17 protein-coding genes, 1 tRNA gene and 1 pseudogene are annotated in these 19039 nt (G+C 69.9%); 13 read left to right on the top strand and 6 right to left on the bottom strand.

What is annotated here, in order from left to right; all coding sequences use genetic code 11:
- The first annotated feature begins 184 nt into the window (after positions 1 to 184).
- Genes AYL44_RS03520 through AYL44_RS03530 form a run of 3 tightly spaced genes read left to right on the top strand, consistent with a single transcriptional unit; the run spans position 185 to position 3383 of the window.
- On the top strand, positions 185 to 1546 hold the full coding sequence (locus tag AYL44_RS03520) for an ATP-binding cassette domain-containing protein (RefSeq protein ID WP_231872716.1): 1362 nt from the start codon (positions 185 to 187) through the stop codon (positions 1544 to 1546).
- Positions 1522 to 3075, top strand: coding sequence for a hypothetical protein (locus AYL44_RS03525; RefSeq protein WP_064001854.1), 1554 nt, complete (start codon positions 1522 to 1524; stop codon positions 3073 to 3075). Before AYL44_RS03520 ends, AYL44_RS03525 begins: the two co-directional genes overlap by 25 nt.
- Before the next feature lie 41 nt (positions 3076 to 3116).
- Positions 3117 to 3383, top strand: coding sequence for a DUF3039 domain-containing protein (locus AYL44_RS03530; protein WP_064001855.1), 267 nt, complete (start codon positions 3117 to 3119; stop codon positions 3381 to 3383).
- Here the strand turns inward: AYL44_RS03530 and AYL44_RS03535 are convergent.
- On the bottom strand, positions 3362 to 4690 hold the full coding sequence (locus AYL44_RS03535) for a nicotinate phosphoribosyltransferase (RefSeq protein WP_064001856.1): 1329 nt from the start codon (positions 4688 to 4690) through the stop codon (positions 3362 to 3364). The two genes, AYL44_RS03530 and AYL44_RS03535, sit on opposite strands and share 22 nt — an antisense overlap.
- 56 nt (positions 4691 to 4746) lie before the next feature.
- Here AYL44_RS03535 and murI point away from each other — a divergent pair, with 56 nt between their 5' ends.
- From murI to AYL44_RS03555, 4 genes are all read left to right on the top strand, one after another.
- Entirely contained in the window at positions 4747 to 5574 is an 828-nt protein-coding gene (gene murI / locus AYL44_RS03540; RefSeq protein WP_064001857.1) for a glutamate racemase, read from the top strand.
- Positions 5571 to 6314: a ribonuclease PH gene (gene rph / locus AYL44_RS03545; protein ID WP_064001858.1), complete on the top strand. Its 744-nt coding sequence runs from the start codon at positions 5571 to 5573 to the stop codon at positions 6312 to 6314. Before murI ends, rph begins: the two co-directional genes overlap by 4 nt.
- Complete coding sequence (gene rdgB / locus AYL44_RS03550; RefSeq protein ID WP_064001859.1) at positions 6260 to 6898, top strand: RdgB/HAM1 family non-canonical purine NTP pyrophosphatase; 639 nt, start codon at positions 6260 to 6262, stop codon at positions 6896 to 6898. Before rph ends, rdgB begins: the two co-directional genes overlap by 55 nt.
- Positions 6899 to 6995: 97 nt before the next feature.
- Complete coding sequence (locus AYL44_RS03555; RefSeq protein ID WP_064001860.1) at positions 6996 to 7907, top strand: cation diffusion facilitator family transporter; 912 nt, start codon at positions 6996 to 6998, stop codon at positions 7905 to 7907.
- Between the two features lie 6 nt (positions 7908 to 7913).
- On the opposite strand, the gene AYL44_RS03560 is transcribed toward AYL44_RS03555, so the two are convergent.
- Positions 7914 to 10295 carry an ATP-dependent DNA ligase gene (locus AYL44_RS03560; RefSeq protein ID WP_064001861.1) on the bottom strand — a complete coding sequence of 794 codons (2382 nt, stop codon included), beginning with the start codon at positions 10293 to 10295 and terminating at the stop codon, positions 7914 to 7916.
- Positions 10296 to 10355: 60 nt separating this feature from the next.
- Here AYL44_RS03560 and AYL44_RS03565 point away from each other — a divergent pair, with 60 nt between their 5' ends.
- Positions 10356 to 11243, top strand: a complete 888-nt coding sequence (locus tag AYL44_RS03565) for a Ku protein (RefSeq protein ID WP_064001862.1) — start codon at positions 10356 to 10358, stop codon at positions 11241 to 11243.
- On the opposite strand, the gene AYL44_RS03570 is transcribed toward AYL44_RS03565, so the two are convergent.
- The 3 genes from AYL44_RS03570 to AYL44_RS03580 all read right to left on the bottom strand — a co-directional run bounded on the left by AYL44_RS03570 (position 11244) and on the right by AYL44_RS03580 (position 12868).
- Positions 11244 to 12014, bottom strand: a complete 771-nt coding sequence (locus AYL44_RS03570) for a DedA family protein (protein WP_064001863.1) — start codon at positions 12012 to 12014, stop codon at positions 11244 to 11246.
- A gap of 72 nt (positions 12015 to 12086) precedes the next feature.
- Positions 12087 to 12168 (bottom strand) — tRNA-Leu (locus tag AYL44_RS03575).
- A gap of 79 nt (positions 12169 to 12247) precedes the next feature.
- Positions 12248 to 12868 carry a flavin reductase family protein gene (locus AYL44_RS03580; protein ID WP_064001864.1) on the bottom strand — a complete coding sequence of 207 codons (621 nt, stop codon included), beginning with the start codon at positions 12866 to 12868 and terminating at the stop codon, positions 12248 to 12250.
- 108 nt (positions 12869 to 12976) lie between these two features.
- Between AYL44_RS03580 and AYL44_RS03585 the strand changes: the two genes are divergently transcribed.
- The 5 genes and pseudogenes from AYL44_RS03585 (at position 12977) to AYL44_RS03620 (ending at position 18165) form a co-directional block, all read left to right on the top strand.
- Positions 12977 to 13507, top strand: coding sequence for an ATPase, T2SS/T4P/T4SS family (locus AYL44_RS03585; protein ID WP_064001865.1), 531 nt, complete (start codon positions 12977 to 12979; stop codon positions 13505 to 13507).
- Between the two features lie 56 nt (positions 13508 to 13563).
- Positions 13564 to 14616, top strand: coding sequence for a DUF4062 domain-containing protein (locus tag AYL44_RS03590; RefSeq protein ID WP_197471576.1), 1053 nt, complete (start codon positions 13564 to 13566; stop codon positions 14614 to 14616).
- Between the two features lie 1068 nt (positions 14617 to 15684).
- Positions 15685 to 16400 (top strand): annotated as a pseudogene (locus tag AYL44_RS14350) (CpaF family protein); the annotation flags it as partial.
- The gene (locus tag AYL44_RS03615; protein WP_064001870.1) at positions 16397 to 17257 is read left to right on the top strand and encodes a type II secretion system F family protein; all 861 of its coding nucleotides are present in this window, start codon (positions 16397 to 16399) and stop codon (positions 17255 to 17257) included. The pseudogene AYL44_RS14350 and the gene AYL44_RS03615, both read left to right, overlap by 4 nt.
- Positions 17254 to 18165: a type II secretion system F family protein gene (locus AYL44_RS03620; RefSeq protein ID WP_064001871.1), complete on the top strand. Its 912-nt coding sequence runs from the start codon at positions 17254 to 17256 to the stop codon at positions 18163 to 18165. Before AYL44_RS03615 ends, AYL44_RS03620 begins: the two co-directional genes overlap by 4 nt.
- Positions 18166 to 18307: 142 nt before the next feature.
- On the opposite strand, the gene AYL44_RS03625 is transcribed toward AYL44_RS03620, so the two are convergent.
- Entirely contained in the window at positions 18308 to 18853 is a 546-nt protein-coding gene (locus tag AYL44_RS03625) for a hypothetical protein (protein WP_064001872.1), read from the bottom strand.
- Positions 18854 to 19039: the final 186 nt, after the last annotated feature.

Here is a 19039-nt window from a genome sequence, read left to right on the forward strand (position 1 = left end):
GGGTGCTCCTGACGATGTGGTCACTGTCCGTACATCGGAAAGACACATCTTCGTGCCGCCTCGATGCTATCGGTGTCACCTGAAAAGGGCCCGTATCCTGGCCCGACGTTGTGCATTCGTGATAGTGCGACCCCCTGTGGCGTGCGCCGGAAGTCGCACCGGTCGGGCTTGCTAAGTTTGAGGGGTGACGCCTCCCAAGACACGACCGCCCCGCAAGAAGGCTCCCGTGTCCGGCGCCGACAACCCGGTTCCGCCGCCTCCGCCCGTACCCGTCGACGAGGTCGCGCAGGCCCTGCCGCCCAAGCCCGAGGTGCCGGCCGCCGTCGCCGCTGCGCGGTTCGAGGAGGCCTCTCGCCACCCGGGTGAGGCACCCGCCGACCAGGACGACGCGACGTCGGAGCCGGGGTCGGAGCAGGAGGTGCCGCCCGAGGCCGAACCCGAGCTCGAGGCTCAGCCCGAGCCCGAGGCTGACGGCGAGCCCGAGGTCGAACCCGCGGCTCCGGCCGAGACCGAGCCCGTCGCCGCATCCGGGCCTGAACCCGAGGTCGAACCCGAGGCTGGCGTCGAAACCGAGCCCGCCGTGGAAGCCGAGCCCGGGACCGCCCCCGAGCTCGAACCCGAGCCCGCGATGGAGCCCGAGGTCGAGCCCGCGCCGGAGACCGAGCCGGTCCCGGCTGCCGAGACCGCGACGGACGACGACCCGGCGACCGACGCCGCCGCGCCCGAGACGGCGACGGCCGTCCTCGACCTCGACGGCGCCGAGGCGGGCGCCGACGCATCCGATCCCGCCCCGGCACTGCGACTGGAGAAGGTCTCGAAGTCGTTCGGCCGCACGCGGGCCGTCGACGCCGTCGACCTCGAGATCCCCGCGGGCACCTTCTACGGGTTGGTCGGACCCAACGGCGCGGGGAAGACGACGACCCTCTCGATGATCGCCGGTCTGCTGCGGCCCGATGCCGGGACGATCATCGTCGGCGGGGTCGACCTGCAGCGGGATCCGCGCGCGGCGAAGGCGCTGATGGGGGTCCTGCCCGATCGGCTGCGCACGTTCGACCGCCTCACCGGGCGGCAGTTGCTGCACTACTACGGCGTCCTGCGCGGGCTCCGCCCGGCCGTCGTCGCCGAGCGGACGGAAGACCTCGCCCGCGCCTTCGATCTGACCGCGGCGCTCGTGCGGCCGGTGTCCGACTACTCGGCGGGCATGACGAAAAAGATCATGCTCGCGGGCGCGTTGATCCATGCTCCCCGCCTCCTCGTGCTGGACGAACCCTTCGAGGCGGTCGACCCTGTCTCGAGCGAGGTGATCCTCGAGATCCTCACGGCATACGTGGCGCGCGGTGGCACCGTCATCCTCTCGAGCCACGGCATGGAGCTCGTCGAGCGCGTCTGCGACGGCGTCGCCGTGATCGTCGCCGGCCAGGTGCTGGCCCATGGATCCGTCGACGACGTCCGCGGCGATCACACCCTCGCGGAGCGCTTCGTCCAGCTGTCCGGGGGACTCAGCGACGTGGAAGGCCTGGAGTGGTTGCACACGTACTCCGACTGAGGCTCGCGCTGCTCGCGGGTTCGCTGAACGCCCGCCCGGGCGTGCTCGTCCGCCGCCTGGCCGCCTTCGGAATCCTCGCGGTCGCCGTGGCGGCGGTGTGCGTCGCGCTCGTCCGGCTCGACCGCGTTCCGGATGCGGATGCGGCGACGCTCGTCGTCGTGGGCGGATCGCTCATCGTCGGCGGCTTCCTCCTCGTCCCGCTCTTCACGGGCGCCGACGATCCTCTCGACCCCCGGCGGTTCGTCGTGACGGGCGTCGAGCCTCGGATCGTCGCGTGGTCGGTGGTGGCGGCATCCCCCTTCGGACTGCCGGGACTCGTCACGATCGCCGTCGCGGTCGCGATGTCCGTGGCGTGGATCGGTCACGGCGCGTCGCCCGCCCTCGCCGTCCTCGCGGCGGTGCTGTTCGTCGCGACCAACGTCCTCGCCTCGCGCTGCGCGATGGCCGTCTCCGCGCTCGCCCTCCGCGAGCGGAGATCCCCGCAGCTCACGGGCCTGATGGTCACAGCGGCCGCGATCGTCGTCATCCCCGTGGCCGTGTTCGCCTTCTCGCTCGAGTGGTCCGGGGGACTGCCTTCGCAGCTCACCGAGGCGGCGCAGGCGCTGGGCGCGACGCCACTCGGGGCAGCCGTCGCCATCCCGCTGCGCACCGGCGGTGACCTCGTCGTCTCGGTCCTCGTGGGCCTCGTGACGGTGCTCGCGCTCGCGGGTGCGTGGCGGCTGCTCGTCCAGATCATGATGAGCGCGACGGAGCGCGAGGTACCGGTGCGCGAACGTCGCGGACTCGGGTGGTTCGCCGTCATGCCCGGCACCCCCGGCGGCGCGATCGCCGCGCGCAGCATCGTGTACTGGTCGGGCGACCCTCGTCACCTGGCCAACATCGTGGTCGTCCCCATCGCCTCCGTCCTCATCGTGCTGCCGCTCCTGGTGGTGGGTGTGCCGTTGTCGACGGTCGCGCTGATCCCGCCGCCGATCCTCGCGCTGTTCCTCGGCTGGCTCGTGCACAACGACCTCGCGTACGACTCGACCGGGATCTGGCTGCACATCTCCGCCGGTGTCCGCGGCGTCGCCGACCGGGTGGGGCGCCTCGTCCCCGTCCTGCTCCTCGGGGTGCCGCTCCTGGCGCTCGCCATCACCCTCTCGATCTGGGTTCACGGGCGGTGGGCGGTGCTCCCGGCCCTCGTCGGTGTCTGCGTCTCCCTCTTCGCGACGGGCCTCGGCCTCAGCTCCGTGGCGTCCGTGGCCGCGCCCTACGCGGTCTCGCGTCCGGGAGAAGGACCGTTCGAACAGCCGCAGCGCACAGGGGGATCGGTCGCCCAGGCGTCGGTGCTGTTCGGGGCGATCATCCTCTCGGTCCCCGCACTGTGGTCGGGCTGGCTCGCGCTCGGCGGAGACGAGGGCGCCGCGTGGACGTCCTTCTGGACCGGCATCGGCGTGGGGGTGACGGTGATGGCGGTCGGAATCGCCGTCGGCGGGGCGGTTTTCGAGCACCGCACGAGCCGCCTCATGGAGTTCGCCGAAACGCACTGACCCCCGTCCACGAGGGTCCCGCCGGCAGTACACTCGGGGGAATGAGCACGCCGATCGACAGCCCGGATCAGGGCGGCCTCGCCACACTCGACCGTGAGCTCGAGGAGCTCATCCGCGAGGAGTCCATCGAGCCGGGTGACCATGAGCGGTTCTCGCACTACGTCAAGAAGGACAAGATCCTCGAGTCGGCGATCACCGGCAAGCCCGTCCGCGCGCTCTGCGGCAAGAAGTGGACGCCGGGGCGCGACCCCGAGAAGTTCCCGGTGTGCCCCACATGCAAGGAGATCTACGCCTCGCTGACCTCGTAGATCGTCGGCAGCGCCGGATCGGCGCGGCTGAGCGCGAGAGCGGTGACGGGCAGCTCCTCCCGCACGCGCAGGTGATGCGCCCGTGCGGTGGCGACCCCCTCGGGTCCGAGGTGCGCGGCATCCGCTTCGCCGTGCTGGACCAGAGCGACCTGCAGCGGACGGGCGTCGGGGTGGGCGGCGGGCGTGTCGAGCTCGTCGAAGCCGGCGGCGACGGCGACCACTTCGCCCGTCGCGACCCCGTCGACGCGGGTGCGGAACGCGGCCTTGCGTCCGCCGACGGAGGCCTTCGACGTCGAGGCCTTCGCGACGGAGACCCACCCGCCGTCGGTGCCCTGCCGTGCGACGAGCTTGTAGACCATGCCCGCGGTCGGGGTGCCCGATCCCGTCACGACCGAGGTCCCGACGCCGTAGGCGTCGACGGGGGATGCCGCCAGTGCCGCGATCGCGAACTCGTCGAGGTCGCTCGTCACGGTGATGCGGGTGCCCATGGCGCCGAGCTCGTCGAGCTGCGCGCGCACGGACGCGGCGACGGTCGGGAGGTCGCCCGAGTCGAGGCGCACGCCTCCGAGGCCCGTGCCCGCCACGCGGATCGCCGTCTCCACGCCCTGGCGGATGTCGTAGGTGTCGACGAGCAGCGTCGTGTCGGTGCCGAGCGCGTCGATCTGACTCCGGAAGGCGTCCTCCTCGGTGTCGTGGAGCAGTGTCCACGCGTGTGCGGCCGTCCCCATGGTCGGGATGCCCCAGGTGCGCCCGGCCTCGAGGTTGCTCGTCGCGGAGAAGCCCGCGATGTAGGCGGCCCGGGCCGCGGCGACGGCGGAGCGCTCCGCCGCACGGCGCGACCCCATCTCGGCGAGCGGACGGTCGCCGGCAGCGATGCTCATGCGCGCCGCAGCCGTGGCGACCGCCGAATCGTGGTTGAGGATGCTGAGCGCGAGGGTCTCGAGGATCACGGCCTCGGCGAACGAGCCCTCGACCGTGAGGATCGGCGAGCCCGGGAAGTAGAGCTCTCCCTCGCGGTATCCGCTGATCGTCCCGCCGAAGCGGTAGTCCTCGAGGAAGCGGACCGTCTCGGCGCTGACGATGCGGTTGTCGCGGAGGAAGGCGAGCTCCGCCTCCTCGAACCGGAAGTCGGCGAGTTCCGCGAGCAGTCGCCCGGTTCCCGCGACCACGCCGAAGCGGCGTCCGCCCGGGAGGCGGCGGCCGAAGAGCTCGAACACGCAGCGGCGGTCGGCGGTGCCGTCGCGCAGTGCGGCATCCAGCATCGTGAGCTCGTAGCGGTCGGTCAGCAGCGCCGTGGACATGCCCATGCCGTCACTCTAGCCACGCGCGAGCGGACCCCCGCGCGAGACTAGGCTGGACGATCGTGACGGACGCACCGATCGGGATCTTCGACTCCGGAGTGGGCGGCCTCACCGTCGCCCGGGCCGTCTCGCAGCTGCTGCCGCGGGAATCGGTGCTCTACATCGGCGACACGGCGCACTCCCCGTACGGACCGAAACCGATCGCGGACGTGCGTCGCTACGGCCTCGAGGTACTCGACGCCCTCGTCGACGAGGGCGTGAAGATGCTGGTGATCGCCTGCAACACCGCGTCGGCGGCACTCCTGCGCGATGCGCGGGAGCGGTACGACGTGCCCGTCGTCGAGGTCATCGGCCCCGCCGTGCGCACCGCCATCTCGACCACGCGCAACGGGCGGATCGGCGTCATCGGCACCGCGGGCACCATCGGCTCGGGGGTGTACCAGGACATGCTCGGCGTCAACGAGCGTCTGAGCGTCTTCGCCCAGGCCTGTCCGCGCTTCGTCGACTTCGTGGAGGCGGGGGTCACGGACACGCCCGACGTTCTGCGCGTCGCCGAGGAGTACCTCGCGCCGTTGCGTCACGCGGGGATCGACACCCTCGTGCTCGGCTGCACCCACTACCCGTTCCTCGAGGGCGCCATCAGCTACGTGATGGGCCCGGACGTGTCGCTCGTCTCGAGCGACACCGAGACCGCGAAGGACGTCTACCGTCAGCTCGTGTCGCGCGACCTGCTGGCCGGACCCGACGCGGAACCGACGCATGTGTACGAGGCGACGGGGGATTCCGCCGAGGACTTCCTCCGCCTCGCCGACCGGCTGATGGGACGCGGTGTGAGCAGTGTCCGCCTCGTCCAGACCGGTGCCATCGACCTACCGAAGGAGACCTCATGACCGAGACCACCCGTGCCGACGGCCGCGCCGTCGACCAGCTGCGCCCCGTCACGATCGAACGCGGCTGGAGCGCCCACGCCGAGGGGTCGGCCCTCATCTCCTTCGGGGGCACGAAGGTGCTGTGCACCGCATCCTTCACCAACGGCGTCCCCCGCTGGCTGACCGGCAAGGGCAAGGGATGGGTCACCGCCGAGTACGCGATGCTGCCCCGCGCGACCAACTCCCGCAACGACCGCGAGTCCATCAAGGGCAAGGTCGGCGGCCGCACCCACGAGATCTCCCGGCTGATCGGTCGCGCGCTCCGCGCGGTCGTCGACACGAAGGCGCTGGGCGAGAACACGATCGTCATCGACTGCGACGTGCTGCAGGCCGACGGCGGCACCCGCACGGCGGCGATCACGGGCGCCTACGTCGCCCTCGCGGACGCGATCGAATGGGGCCGGGCCAAGGGGTTCGTCGGGAAGAACGCCAAGGCGCTCCTGGACTCGGTGGCAGCGGTCTCGGTCGGGATCATCGACGGTGAGCCCATGCTCGACCTCGCCTACGTCGAGGACGTCCGCGCCGAGACCGACATGAACGTCGTCGTCACCGGTCGCGGGTTGTTCGTCGAGGTGCAGGGCACCGCCGAGGGGGCACCCTTCGACAAGCGGGAGCTCGACGCGCTGCTCGACCTCGGTGTGAACGGATGCGGCGACCTCCGCGACATCCAGCTCGCCGCCCTCGCGCAGGAGCGCGCGTGAGCCGCATCGTCCTGGCGACGCACAACGCGCACAAGGTCGAGGAGTTCGGTGCGATCGTCGCCGCGACGCGGCCCGACCTCGAGGTCGTCGGCTACGACGGACCCGAGCCCGTCGAGGACGGCGTGACGTTCGCCGAGAACGCGCTGATCAAGGCGCGCGCCGCGGCCGCCCACACGGGGCTTCCCGCGATGGCCGACGACTCCGGGATCAGCGTCGACGTGCTCGGCGGCTCGCCCGGTGTGTTCTCCGCCTACTGGGCCGGGCACCGCAAGGACGGCGTCGCGAACTACGAGCTGCTGCTCGATCAACTCTCGGACATCGCCGACGCGCATCGGACGGCCCAGTTCGTGTCGACGATCGCGCTCGTCGTCCCGGGCGGCGAGGAGCACGCGGTGACGGGGATCTGGCCGGGCCGGCTGGCGGCGGCTCCCGCGGGTGGGAACGGATTCGGCTACGACCCCGTATTCCTGCCCGACGACGCCGGCGGGCGCACGGCCGCGGAGTTGTCGGCGGCGGAGAAGAACGCGACGTCGCATCGCGCCCGCGCATTCGAGGCGCTGGCGCCGCTCCTCGCCGCGCTCTGACCCACGCCCGCGCACACCGCTGAGCCTGAGAATCGGACTCATTCCCGAGTAGCCCGAACCGGGCGGGAGGGCGGCCGCCCCGCCCTACCCTCGAGGTATGCACGATCACGCGCCCACCGGCATCCGCGGCGGACATCCCCGCCGCTTGCTCGCCGTCTCGCTGGGCATCACCGCGACCGTGCTCGTCATCCAGCTCGTCGGCGCGATCCTCACGGGATCGCTCGCGCTCCTCGCGGACGCCGGGCACATGTTCACCGACAGCTCGGGTCTCGTGATCGCCCTCATCGCGGCGTCGGTGGCGGCGCGTCCCGCCGACGAACGCCAGACCTACGGTTACCAGCGGGCCGAGGTGTTCGGCGCGCTGCTCAACGCCGTCATCCTGATCGTGCTGGGCGGATGGATCGCGGTCGAGGCGATCTCGCGCCTCGTCGACCCCGCCGAGGCCGAGGTGCAGGGGCTGCCGATGCTCGTGGTCGCGGTCATCGGCCTCGTCGCGAACGGCGTCTCGCTTTACGTCCTGAGCGCCGCTCAACGCACGAGCATCAACGTCCGCGGCGCCTACCTCGAGGTGCTGGGCGACCTGGTCGGCTCCGTCGTCGTCATCCTCGCCGCCGCGGTCATCTGGCTGACGGGATGGATGCCGGCGGACGCCGTGGCCTCCCTCCTCATCGCCGCCCTCATCGTGCCCCGTGCCGTCGCCCTGCTGCGCGAGGTGTTCGCCGTGCTCGGGGAGCGCGCGCCGGCGGGGACGAGGGTCGCCGACATCCGGGACCACATCCTCGGCACCGAGGGGGTCGTCGACGTCCACGACGTCCACGTGTGGCAGCTCACGCGGGGCGCGCCGGTGTTCACGGCCCACGTCGTCGTCGCACCCGATCGGTTCGCCGACGATCGCGCCGGAGCACTCCTGTCGCAGCTGCAGTCCTGCCTGTCCCGGCATTTCGACGTCGCGCACTCCACGTTCCAGCTCGAACCCGCCGGGCACGTCGAACACGACGCCCACGCCTGACGCCGGTCAGTCCTCCATCCGGACCTCGTCCGGGGTCTTGTCGGGTCGCAGACCGCGCCAGCGGGCGTGGCGGAGGGTCCCGTTCGGCGTCGCCTCGGCATACTCGACTTCGCCGACGAGCTCGGGGCGCACCCAGAGCGCATCGGATGCCTCTTCCCGGCCGACGTCGACGAACGGGTTCTCGTCGGTGCGCAGGGGGGTGAGCGCCGCATCCAATCGTGCGAGAGTCGCGTCGCCGAAGCCGGAGCCGACACGCCCGACGTAGTGCAGCCCGTCGGGCGTCGGGATCCCCATCAGGAGCGACCCGATTTCACCCGCGCGACCGCCCTTGCCCGGACGGATGCCGCCGATCACGATCTCCTGCATCAGGGTGAGCTTGACCTTGAGCCACTGGTCGCTGCGCTGACCGCGTCGATAGACCGACGACGGGTCCTTGACGACGACACCCTCCAGATCCATCGCGCGCGCCGTGGCGAGGGCGTCGTCGACGTCGTCCGCGATCGGGGGGAGGACGATCGGCTCGTGCGCATCGGCGGCGAGCCGTTCGAGGAGTTCTCTCCGCTGCGCGAGGGGCAGCGGCGCGGCATCCGTCCCGTCGATTTCGAGGACATCGAACAGCAGGTACTGCACCGGGATCCGCCGCGCCTCGCGTTCGATCTCGGGCGCCTTCGTCAGGTGCATCCGGTGCTGCAGCAGGGAGAAGCTCGGTCGACCGCGTTCGTCGAGGGCGACGATCTCGCCGTCGACCACGCAGGGAGCCGGACCGAACGCCGCCGCCGCGGTCAGCTCGGGGTAGCGCGCCGTGATGTCGGTGCCGCTGCGGGCCCGCAGCCGCAACGCCTGTCCGTCCCAGATGCCGAGCGCTCGCACGCCGTCCCATTTGAACTCGACCCAGGCTCCCCATCGTTCCGCCGCGCGGCGCGCCAGGGGAGGGGTGGAGATCGTCGCGAGCATCGGCGACGGGGGCGGGAGGGGCGTGGCGGGGGAGGGCGGCGACGCGGGTGCCGGAGGAGCGGATGCGGGGGGCGCCGCATCCGTCTTCATCCGATGCAGCAGCCACTGCGACTTTTCGCCGTCGCCGTTCGTGCGGATGAGTGCGAGCCGCACCGAGCCGAGCGGGCCGCCCTCGCGACCGGTCGCGGTGAAGATCACCTCGTCGTCGCGCCACTTCTCCAGCGCGAAGGTGCCGGTGTCCCAGATCGACATCGACCCGGCACCGTATTCGCCCGCCGGGATCTCGCCCGCGAAGCCGAGGTACTCCATCGGGTGGGGCTCGGTCATGACCGCGAGGTGGTTCGTCGAGGGGGAGTCCGGGATGCCGCGCGGCACCGCCCAGCTGACGAGCACGCCGTCGCGTTCGAGACGCAGGTCGTAGTGCAGGCGACGGGCGTGGTGCTCCTGGATGACGAAGCGCGCCGTGCCGGCGGACGGTGCGCCGGCGGGGGAGTCCGGCACGGGCTCCGGCGTCTTCGCCGCGGAGCGCTTCGCGATGTACGAGGCGAGCGGCCCGGCATCCGTCGGCGCCAGGGCGGCGAACAGGTCGCCGACCTCGCCCACCCGCTCGAGGACCTCTTCGAAGAGCAGGTGGCGCAGATCGGGGTCGTCGAGCTCGTCCCAGCTGCGCGGCGCGGCGACGGTCGGCCGGTCGCGGCCCCGCAGCGAGTACGGTGCGATCGTCGTCTTCTTGCCGTTGTTCTGGCTCCAGTCGAGGAACACCTTGCCGGGACGGGCGGCCTTCGACATCTGACTGACGACGAGGTCGGGGTGGTCGGCTTCGAGCAGGCGGGCGAGTTCTTTCGCGAAGGCGCTGATCTCGTCGCTCGTGCGGCATCCGTCGAGGGGGGCGTACAGGTGGATGCCCTTGCTGCCGCTCGTGACGGGCACCGGGTCCATCCCCAGGTCGATCAGGATCGCGCGCGCCCACCGCGCTACCTCCGCGCACTCGGCGAGCCCCGCGCCCGGGCCCGGGTCGAGGTCGAGGACGAGACGGTCGGGGTTCCGTCGTCCGCCGGTGGCGTCGAAGCGCCACTGCGGGACGTGCAGTTCGATCGAGGCGACCTGCGCGAGGTAGACGAGAGTCGGGATCCCGTCGACGAGCGGGTAGTCCTTCGCGCCGGTCGAATGCTCGATGGGCCGCCGCGAGACCCAGGGCGGCGCCCCCGCTTCGAGGAGCTTCGCGAAGAACGAGCCCTCGCCGGTGCCGTCGGGCCAGCGGATGCGGGTGACCGGCCGACCGGCGAGGTGCGGCAGCATCGCCGGGGCGATGCGGGTGAGGTAGTCGATGAGCTCGCCCTTGGTCGTCCCCGTCTCGGGGTACATGACCTTGTCGAGATTCGTCAGCCGCAGGCGGCGTCCGTCGACGACGACCTCCTGCGGTGCGGCTGGCATGGGCCCAGAGTAGTGCGCAAGCCCTGTCGCAACCGGCTGTGACGGGTGTCTACTGGTGTGATGCGAGCGATCTGGAAAGGCGCCCTCACCTTCGGCCTGGTGAACGTGCCCGTCAAGGTGTACTCCGCGACCGAGGACCACGACGTGTCGCTGCACCAGGTGCACGCCGCGGACGGCGGCCGCATCCGGTATCAGCGCATCTGCGAGATCGACGGCGAGGTCGTCCCGTACGCCGAGATCGACAAGGCGTACGACGACGGCGAGCGCACCGTCGTCCTGACCTCCGACGATTTCGCGGCCCTGCCGAGCGAGCGCAGCCGCGAGATCGAAGTCGTCGAGTTCGTGCCGACCGAACAGATCGACCTGCTGACGCTCGACAAGGCGTACTACCTCGAGCCCGACTCGAAGAGCCCCAAGGCCTACGTCCTGCTGCGGCAGACGCTGGAGCAAACCGACCGCACCGCCATCGTCCGGTTCGCGCTGCGGCAGAAGACCCGGCTGGCGGCGCTCCGCGTGCGCGGCGACGTGCTCGTGCTGCAGACGCTCCTGTGGGCGGACGAGGTGCGTGAGGCGTCGTTCCCGGTGCTGGATGAGCCGGTCAAGATCTCGAGCAAGGAGCTGGAGCTCTCGGCATCCCTCGTCGACAGCTTCTCGAGCAACTTCGACCCGACCGAGTTCACCGATGAGTACCAGCAGGAGCTGCGCACCCTCATCGAGGCGAAGCTCGAGAAGGGCGACGCGTTCGACACGGCCGAGACCTTCGGCGAGAAGACGGATGCCTCCGGCGGAGAGGTCATCGACCTGATGGAGGCCCTGCGGGCGAGCGTCGAGAAGAGCCGCGCCGCGCGCGCGGGCAGCGGGAAGACGGACGCTGGGAAGAAAGACGCCGCCGCCGACACGAAGCCGGCGGCGGCGAAGAAAAAGCCCGCGAAGAAGAAGGCCTCCTGATCAGGAGCGGCGGCTCTCCCCGTCGGGGCGCTCGTCGAACGCCTCGGGCTCGAGGACGAGCTGCTGCGCCTCGGCCCGGTCGGTGACACCGTCGGGTCCGGCAGCCATCTCGCGCTTGACCTTGCGCTTCTCGGCGAAGTAGTGCCACACGATGAAGATGATCGTGCCGGCGACCGCCACCAGCAGGATGACGTCGATGTACTCGGCGACGAACTCGCCGACGCCCGGGATGAGGCTCACGAGGTAACCGACGACCGTCAGACCGAAGCCCCAGATCACGGCGCCGATCAGGTTGTAGAGCGAGTACTTGTGCCATGCCATCTTGCCGACGCCGGCGGCGACCGGGGCGAAGGTGCGCACGATCGGCACGAAACGGGCGAGGATGACCGTCACGCCGCCGTAGCGCTCGAAGAACGCGTTGGTGCGCTCGACGTTGCTACGGCTGAACAGGCCCGACTCCTTGCGTTCGAACACGGCGGGTCCGCCCTTGCGACCGATCAGATAGCCGACTTCGCCGCCCAGGAACGCCGCGAGGCCGATCAGCAGGCCGACCACCCACACGTTGATCCCGAAGACGCCATTCGGGGCGTGGGTGACCGGGTTGGAGAGGAGACCCGCCATGATGAGCAGGGTGTCACCCGGCAGCAGGAAGCCGACGAGCAGGCCGGTCTCGGCGAAGACGATGAAGCAGACCACGACGAGGGCCCACGGGCCGGCCGCGTTGATGATCGTCTCGGGGTCGAGCCAGGGAAGCAGTGCGAAGGGGTGCACGGAGGTCCTTCGATTCGCGGCGGTGGGCCCGCCGACGGATGGGCGCAAGGTGTGAGGCACGCGGGTGCCTCGTGCGGAAGGGGGGACTTGAACCCCCACGCCCGAAGGCACAGGAACCTAAATCCTGCGTGTCTGCCGATTTCACCACTCCCGCTGGTGCGTTCAGTCTAGAGCGCGCGGTGGGAGACACCTGAGAGGGATATCCCGAGAATCGCGCGGCGATGCGGACCTGGTCAGGTCAGCGCGGGATCGTCCAGGAGCGGCGCCCGGAAGTTGGCGCCGACATGCGGCCCCTGCGCGAAGTAGTGGCGGAACCCGTAGTACAGCGGTCGCCACGCGTCGGTGTCCACGCGGTCCTGCCCCTCCCGCAGGATCCCTTCGTGCGCGTGGACCTGCAGGACCTGCGCCTCCACGGCGACGGCGTCGCCACCGTCGATGCCGACGATCTGCGCCACACGAGCCTCGATCTGCACCGGGCACTCGGCCACACGTGCCGCCGTCACCTGGTCCGACGGGAGCGGGGTGAGACCCCCGAGGGTCCACTTGTCGGGCTCGTGGCGGTAGGCGGGTCTCTTGGCCTCGGGCACCGGGTTCCGCCCCGTCGTCGGCGCGATCGCCTCGACCGCGCCGACGAGGTCGGATGACGGCAGGTTGATCACGAGTTCGCCGAGGCGGCGGAGGTTGGCGACCGCCTGGCCGTCGGCGCCGAGCCCCAGCATGTAGCGGTCGCCCAGCGCCCAGGCGGAGGAGATCGGGCTGATGTTCGAGGACCCGTCGGGATTCACCGTGGTGATCAACGCGACCGGGGTTCCGAAGTACAGCACGGGCAGTTCGACACGTCGCGTTTCGTCCATCCTTCGATTCTCGCCTCCCGCCGAAGGGTCGTCCGCAGTCCACCTGGAGCCGGTGGCGTGTGGATAACTCCCGCGCCGGGCGGGGTCGGGTTGCGAGGATCCCTGGCCATGAGCATCGCGTCCGCCCCGACTTCGACCCGCGGGCTCGCCGCGGTCGCCGAGCGGGTGCGCGAGCGGCTGCGCAGCGAGCAGGTCGACCCGTCGCGAGACCCCGACCGCGCAGCGTTCATCGCTCGCGCCGAGGTGCGTCGCCACAACGACTTCGCCCTCGCGCGGGGCGTGGAGGTGATCGAGGACGAAGCAGGGTCCGTCCGCGACATCCTGTCGACCGTCGCGGGGTACGGCCCCCTGCAGGCGCTCCTCGACGACCCGGAGGTCGAGGAGATCTGGATCAACGCGCCCGACCGCGTCTACGTCGCCCGCGAGGGGCGCAGCGAACGCGCGCCGATCGTCCTGACCGACGCGGCTGTGCGCGACCTGGTCGAGCGGATGCTGCACGCCACCGGCCGCCGCGTCGACCTCAGCCAACCGTTCGTCGACGCGTCGCTGCCGGACGGGTCGCGCCTGCACGTCCTCCTGCGCGAACCGATAGAACGGTGCTTATTGGTCAGCTGGGCGCATGTCGGGGCGGTCGTATAGATTCAGCCCGCAAGGCAGTGATCGGGGGGAAAGTGGCCGTTAAGTATCAGATCTTCGTGAGCTCCACGTACGAAGATCTCAAAGCCGAGCGGGACCGAGTCATCCAAGGCATCCTCGAGCTCGGTCACATACCCGTCGGTATGGAGATGTTCAGCGCTGCCGACGAACAACAGTGGCAGACAATTGCTCGCAATATCCGGGAAAGCGACTACTACGTCGTGATCCTCGCGCATCGTTACGGATCACGTGACGGCGCGATGAGTTACACGCGGAAGGAGTACGAGTACGCCGTCGCGGAAGGTATACCGACTATCGGGTTTGTGATCGACCCGGAGGCGTCCTGGCCCGCGGATCGGTTCGAGAAGGATGCGGAGGCCGTGGACCTTCTCGAAGAATTCCGCAGCCTAGTCCGCTCTAAGCCCGTCGGATTCTGGTCTAACGCTGACGACTTGTACGGGAAGGCGAGCGTGGCGCTAGTCAAAGCCATGACCGCGCAGCCACGCATCGGCTGGGTCCGAGCATCTTCAGCGCTCGGCCCCGAAGTGACCGCCGAGATCTCTCGCCTCAGTGCCGAGAATGCGGAGCTTCGCACGAGGCTTTCTCATCTCGAGAAGGATGCAGAGCGAGACGCGGCCGCGGAATTGACGGAGCTCTGGGCTCAGATGGCGAGAAACCAGTGGAGTTACTCCGCTCGCTTCCCCGGGGATGCGGACTGGGTTGAGGCTCGCCCGCTCGCGTACTCAACGCTCTTCCGGCTCTTGGCTCCGAACATGGTGACCGAGGCTTCGGACGAAAACATCGACGACATCGTCAGGGTCAACACGCGGCGACTCACGCCAGTGGAGGGTGCCGCCGCAGACCTCAAACCGTCCAGCATTCCTGTGAACACCCGCAATGCGATGCTGAGTGACTTCGTGATGTTGGGCCTCATGGAGCCCTCTAAGCGACGTCACCCGGTCGCGGACAAGGCTGACTATTGGTCGCTGACGGAAATGGGACTAGAGATGTTGAAGGTGCGCAAACGCCTTGACTTCGCGTCGACGGAGCTGGCTTCTGGTCCCACCGCAGACGGTGCCGGTCTAATCGACAAGGGTGCGCCCAGCCGGTAGTTCGGAGAGGGTGGCTGCCCGTTCGAGCCGGGCCGGGTCCGAGGAACTCACTGCACTGCGGGTGCAGTCGGGGTTCCCGCGTCGGTGCTCCTGCTCGCACATTTGCCGCGGAAGCACGGGGATCTGGACGCACGTCCTACTGCGGAGCCGACAGTACCCAAGCGCTACCCCTAGACGGGCCGGAGCGATGCTGCGAATGTCGCGGTATGGCAAGCGAGGGTGCCGTGGTTGGGGTCGCGCCGCAGGCGATGAGCGATCCGATGGCTGAACGTTGTCCTCGGTTCCACACTATAGGTGTCTGCATCTTCGCTCTCCTGCTGGTCTACTTGGTCGGAGTGCTCATCTGGACCCTTTCGACCGGTGTGAGTTTCTCAATACCGCAGTGGCTGGTGGTCGCGCTGCTGTTCCTGCCGGCAGTTCTCGGTCTGGCTTGGCAGGTGCGCTGCCTCGTCGTAGCCCTGCGGGCAGGGGATCGCTAGCACTGACGAAACGGTTGATGGCTTCTCGTCGCGACCGTCTCTACTCTTCTGGCATGGGATACAACCCCGTCGCACCTCGGGATCGCGCAACAGCACAGTTGCTAATCGTGATGAGTGCGCTCGCCAGTCTGGGAGGCATCGCTTGCCTACTCTTCCTGGACCTCGAGAAGACGACTCGCTGGGGGGTTCCCTCCTGGGTGCTGTTCTCGGCCCTTATCGTGTCCGGGGTCGTGGGTGTAGTCCGCGGAGTGCGGATGTGGAGGACGGCTCGTGCGTCGGGTTCCTCCGATCAAGAGAGCAGTAGGCAGGCGACAATCCGTGCAGCTCGGACACGGCGCGCGACGTCAGGGCTCCCTGCGATCTACTTTTCGGCTAGCGGCGGCGCCGGCGTGCTGGCGCTCTTGGCTGGAGTGGTGATTGTCATCATCGGCGCCGTGCGAGCGGATTCAGGCTTGATCTCAACAGGGGTCGCGCTCGGCAGCGGCGGGTTCGCGATCGCGCTGGTCGGACTCGCCGCAGCCGCCTACTTTCGCTCAGTCAGCAGACCGGACGACAAGTAGCTTCACCGCTAGCCAAAGGCAGTATCAGGGGGACCCTCACGCACGTCGTCATCCCCGACATCACGCGCCGGCACTGGGCGGTGAACATCCGGAAGTTCCTCACCCGCTTCCGTACCCTGGACGACCTCGTCACCGCCTGGTCCGTCGCCCCCGAGGCGGCGGCGATCCTCCGCACCGCGATGCGCGAGGGCACGAGCGTCGTCGTCTCGGGCGCGACGCACGCCGGCAAGACCACGCTGCTCGGAGCCCTCATCGCCGCCGCACCCGCGCACCACCGCATCGTGACGGTCGAGGAGACGTTCGAGTTGAACGCGCAGGCCCCGACCTCGTCGCGCTGCAGGGTCGCCAGCCCAGCCTCGAAGGGACCGGCGAGGTGTCGCTGCGCCGGCTCGTGAAGGAAGCGCTCCGCATGCGGCCCGACCGCCTCGTCGTCGGCGAGGTCCGCGATGCGGAGGCCCTCGACCTGCTGCTCGCCCTGAACACGGGCGTCCCGGGCGCCGCCACGATCCACGCCAACTCGGCGCCCGACGCGCTCCGCAAGCTCGGCTCGCTCCCGTTGCTGGCCGGGCGGAACATCGACCGTGACTTCCTCCTGCCCGCGATCGCCGCCTCGGTCGGTCTGGTCGTCCACTGCCGGCGGGATGCCGACGGTCGCCGCGCCGTCGTGGAGATCGTCGCGCCGACCGGCCGAGTCGTCGACGGCGTGGTCGAGACCCGCACGCTCTTCGGGGGTGCTCCGGCATGACCGTCCTCCTCGGCATCACACTCGCGGCGGGCATTCTGCTCGCCCTGTCACCCTGGCTCTGGCCACCGCGCGCGGGGGCGCCGGCGCCCGTACGGCGCGATGCGGCATCTGCTCGTCTCCTGCAGAGCGCCGGATTCGGCCATGCGACGCCCGGGCACCTCGCGGCGGTGTCCTGTGCTGCGGCGGCGCTCTCGGGGGCGATCGTCTGGCTCGTCACCGCCCTGCCCGCGTTCGCGGCCGTCGCAGCCGTGGCGGGATTCTTCGCGCCCGCGGGGTGGCTGCGGGGTCGCGCCCGCCGGCGCCAGAAGAGCCGCCGTCAGCTGTGGCCCGACGTGTGCGACCTCCTGGTCGCCTCGGTACGGTCCGGGATGTCGCTTCCCGACGCGGTCTCCGCGCTCGGCGAGGTCGGGCCGCCGCCGTTGCGCCCCGCGTTCGCGGCCTTCGCGTCGGACGTGTCGGCGTCGGGGCACTTCGATTCGAGCACGCTGCGCCTCAAGGCCCGGCTGGCCGATCCGGTCGCCGACCGCATCATCGAGGCGCTCCGGATGACCCGTCAGGTCGGTGGGGCGGAGCTCACGAGCGTCCTCCGCGCGCTGTCCGCCTCGGTGCGGGCGGACGCGGCGCTGCGTGCCGAGATCGAAGCGCGTCAGTCGTGGATCCGCGGGGCCGCGGTGCTCGGCGTCGTCGCGCCGTGGATCATCCTCGGCCTGCTCGCCCTGCGTCCCGAGGGAGCGACGGCCTACAGCGGCCCCGAGGGCGTCGCGGTGATCCTGCTCGGCGCCGCTGTCTCGGTGGTCGCGTTCCGACTGATGGTCGGCATCGGACGCCTCCCGGAGCCTCGGAGGTGGTTCGCATGAGCGCGCTCACGGAGCTCGCGCTCGCGATCGTGCTCGGCGGCGCCTTCGCGGCGGGTGTCGTGCTCGTCGCGACCCGCGTGCCACGGCTGGCGGCGCCCACGCTGTCGCGGCGCATCGCACCCTACCTCCGCGACATCGCCGACCCGCGCGGTCTCACCCCCCTCGAATCCGCTGGGACGGACTGGCGCACGCGCCGCGATCGGTTCATGGCCGCGTTCGGGGGCGCCGCCCGTCTCGAGCAGCGGCTGCGGCAGGCCGGCTGGACGCAGGATGCCGCCGGGTCCCGTGCGCGGCAACTCACCTGGATCGTGGTGGGTGCGCTGGCGGGAGGGGCCGTCCTGGTCCTCTTGGCCCTCGTCGGCCGGATGAGTCCGGGAGCCGTCCTGCTGCCTCCGGTGGCCGGGGCGGCCGCGGCGGCCGTGCTGGATCTGCGGCTGACGTCGGCGGGGCATCGACGGCGGGCGCGCGTCGAGGAGGAGCTGCCGACGCTCCTCGAGTTCCTCTCGCTCTGCCTCGCCGCCGGCGAGGGGCTCTGCGACGCCCTCCGCCGCGTCGGAGAGATCGGCTCGGGGGAGTTGACGGCGGAGATCCGCCGCGCCGTCCTTGACAGCGGAACCGGGTCGAACCTGTCGGACGCCCTCGTGGACCTCGGCCGGCGGCTCGACGTGCCGGCACTGTCGCGCGCGCTCGAGCACCTCGTCGCAGCCATCGACCGCGGTGCGCCGTTGGCAGGGGTCCTGCAGGCGCAGGCCGGCGACGCCCGCGAGGACGCCAAACGCTCGCTCATCGAACGCGCCGGCAAGAAGGAGATCGCGATGCTCTTCCCGATCGTCTTCCTGCTGCTGCCGATGAGCGTCCTCTTCGCCGTCTTCCCCGGCATCGTCATGCTGCGGCTCGGGGTCGGCTGACACCTGACCGAAAGGAGAACATCATGATCCGTTCCACTCTGTCCCGCGTGCGCACCGCCTGGGGTGCCGTGCTCGGGGACGTCCGCGACGACGAGCGGGGCGACGTGCCCGGCTGGCCGGATGTGTCAAACACACATAACTGTTAGCTCGGTACCGGGATCACCTTCAGAAGCTGAAGCACGATGATGGAGATGGACGCCACAAAGCCCGTAGCAAGGCCGATGATGATCTGGTCTCTGTAAATGACGATCAGTCTGCGGAACCGGGTCCGGAGGCTTCGGGCTCTGATGACTGACGGTCCATCGGAATCCAACTCACCCGCTGTCACGTGATGCGAACGGGACTTGCGCGACGTAGCACCATACCAGTTGGAGCTTTTTCGCCTTCCTAGTGCCTCGATGTTTTCGTCCAGGGCATATTCGATGCGCTCAGAGTCAACGCGGCTGTCCATACTTGCGTGAAATTCAACGCCTGTCGCCTTCGCGTCCTCGTCTAGCCACACGGTTGTGATCGTGAAGGCTTCGCCGGAAGTGAGAATACGCAACGACCGGATCGGACCTCGATACCCTTCGACAGTCGCCCGGAGACTGACCCAATCTGACTCCCGGAACTTGGTGAAGTCTGGCGTCAATGCGACGTACTCAACCCTGAGGTCGGACCACACGGAGCCGACCGAAGCTTCAATCACGCGTTCTGCGTCCGCGAATACTTTCCATGCTGGCCTCGGCTCTGGAAGCTTCACGCGGAGGTCAAATAGGTAGCTCATCGCGCATGACCATAGCGAGATTGTGAGGTACCAGCCTCACAGACACGCAGGAGGCCCCCCCAGAGCGATCTGAGGGGCTTCACCGTGTTGAGATGGACTACGCGTCCG

The sequence above is a fragment of the Microbacterium oleivorans genome (genome assembly GCF_001644225.1).
In the GTDB taxonomy this organism is placed as follows: Bacteria; Actinomycetota; Actinomycetes; order Actinomycetales; family Microbacteriaceae; genus Microbacterium; species Microbacterium gawkjiense.

What these genes read in the sequence shown, in the direction of transcription:
- AYL44_RS03560 (WP_064001861.1), bottom strand. Translation starts at nt 10,295, where the DNA reads ATGCCAGCCGCACCGCAGGAGGTCGTCGTCGACGGACGCCGCCTGCGG.
- AYL44_RS03620 (WP_064001871.1), top strand. Translation starts at nt 17,254, where the DNA reads ATGAGCGCGCTCACGGAGCTCGCGCTCGCGATCGTGCTCGGCGGCGCC.
- rph (WP_064001858.1), top strand. Translation starts at nt 5,571, where the DNA reads ATGACCGAGACCACCCGTGCCGACGGCCGCGCCGTCGACCAGCTGCGC.
- AYL44_RS03585 (WP_064001865.1), top strand. Translation starts at nt 12,977, where the DNA reads ATGAGCATCGCGTCCGCCCCGACTTCGACCCGCGGGCTCGCCGCGGTC.
- AYL44_RS03555 (WP_064001860.1), top strand. Translation starts at nt 6,996, where the DNA reads ATGCACGATCACGCGCCCACCGGCATCCGCGGCGGACATCCCCGCCGC.
- AYL44_RS03530 (WP_064001855.1), top strand. Translation starts at nt 3,117, where the DNA reads ATGAGCACGCCGATCGACAGCCCGGATCAGGGCGGCCTCGCCACACTC.
- rdgB (WP_064001859.1), top strand. Translation starts at nt 6,260, where the DNA reads ATGCGGCGACCTCCGCGACATCCAGCTCGCCGCCCTCGCGCAGGAGCG.
- AYL44_RS03580 (WP_064001864.1), bottom strand. Translation starts at nt 12,868, where the DNA reads ATGGACGAAACGCGACGTGTCGAACTGCCCGTGCTGTACTTCGGAACC.
- AYL44_RS03535 (WP_064001856.1), bottom strand. Translation starts at nt 4,690, where the DNA reads ATGGGCATGTCCACGGCGCTGCTGACCGACCGCTACGAGCTCACGATG.
- AYL44_RS03615 (WP_064001870.1), top strand. Translation starts at nt 16,397, where the DNA reads ATGACCGTCCTCCTCGGCATCACACTCGCGGCGGGCATTCTGCTCGCC.
- AYL44_RS03565 (WP_064001862.1), top strand. Translation starts at nt 10,356, where the DNA reads ATGCGAGCGATCTGGAAAGGCGCCCTCACCTTCGGCCTGGTGAACGTG.